This window comes from Acinetobacter sp. NS-4 (assembly GCF_037402435.1).
Lineage (GTDB): Bacteria > Pseudomonadota > Gammaproteobacteria > Pseudomonadales > Moraxellaceae > Acinetobacter.
This window is the reverse complement of sequence record NZ_JBBEUE010000044.1, coordinates 1-1144: the sequence shown is the minus strand read 5'-3', so window position 1 is coordinate 1144 and position 1144 is coordinate 1. Positions and strand designations below refer to the sequence as shown.

Annotated in this window: 1 protein-coding gene; it reads right to left on the bottom strand. The window is 44.5% G+C overall.

Annotated features, from left to right (window positions below):
• Window position 1: 1 nt before the first annotated feature.
• A partial coding sequence (gene tuf, locus WAE57_RS15760; RefSeq protein ID WP_337711299.1) for an elongation factor Tu occupies window positions 2-1144 on the bottom strand: 1143 nt, incomplete at its 5' end.

The following is a 1144-nucleotide window of genomic DNA, read 5'->3' as shown; positions in this document are numbered from 1 at the left end:
ATTATGCAGTTACTTTAGCAACTACACCAGCACCAACTGTACGACCACCTTCACGGATCGCAAAACGTAGACCTGGGTCCATTGCGATTGGGTGGATCAATTCTACTGACATTTCTACGTTGTCACCAGGCATAACCATTTCCACGCCTTCTTGTAATTGGATCGCACCAGTTACGTCAGTTGTACGGAAATAGAATTGTGGACGGTAACCGTTAAGGAATGGAGTGTGACGACCACCTTCTTCTTTAGAAAGTACGTATACTTCCGCATCGAATTTAGTGTGCGGTTTGATTGTACCTGGTTTAGCAAGTACTTGACCACGTTGAACGTCTTCACGTTTAGTACCACGTAGAAGAACACCACAGTTCTCGCCTGCACGACCTTCGTCAAGCAATTTACGGAACATTTCTACGCCAGTTACAGTTGTTTTAACTGTGTCTTTGATACCAACGATTTCAACTTCTTCGCCTACTTTCACGATACCAGATTCAACACGGCCAGTTACTACTGTACCACGACCTGAAATTGAGAATACGTCTTCGATTGGCATCAAGAATGCTTTGTCGATAGCACGTTCTGGTTCAGGAATATAAGAATCAAGTGCAGCAACCAATTCGATTACAGCAGATTCGCCATATTGACCTTGGTCACCGTTAAGTGCAGCAAGTGCTGAACCACGGATGATTGGAGTGTCATCACCTGGGAAGTCATAAGTAGAAAGAAGTTCACGAACTTCCATTTCTACCAATTCAAGTAATTCTTCGTCATCAACAAGGTCACACTTGTTAAGGAATACAAGGATGTAAGGTACACCAACCTGACGAGAAAGAAGGATGTGTTCACGAGTCTGTGGCATAGGACCATCAGTCGCAGCACATACAAGGATCGCGCCGTCCATCTGAGCAGCACCAGTGATCATGTTTTTAACATAATCGGCGTGACCCGGGCAGTCTACGTGAGCGTAGTGACGAGATGGAGAATCGTATTCTACGTGTGAAGTATTAATGGTAATACCACGTGCTTTTTCTTCTGGTGCAGAGTCAATTGCTGCGTAATCTTTCGCTTCACCGCCGTAAGTTTTTGCACAAATAGTTGCAATCGCAGCAGTTAAAGTTGTTTTACCATGGTCGACGTGACCAATTGT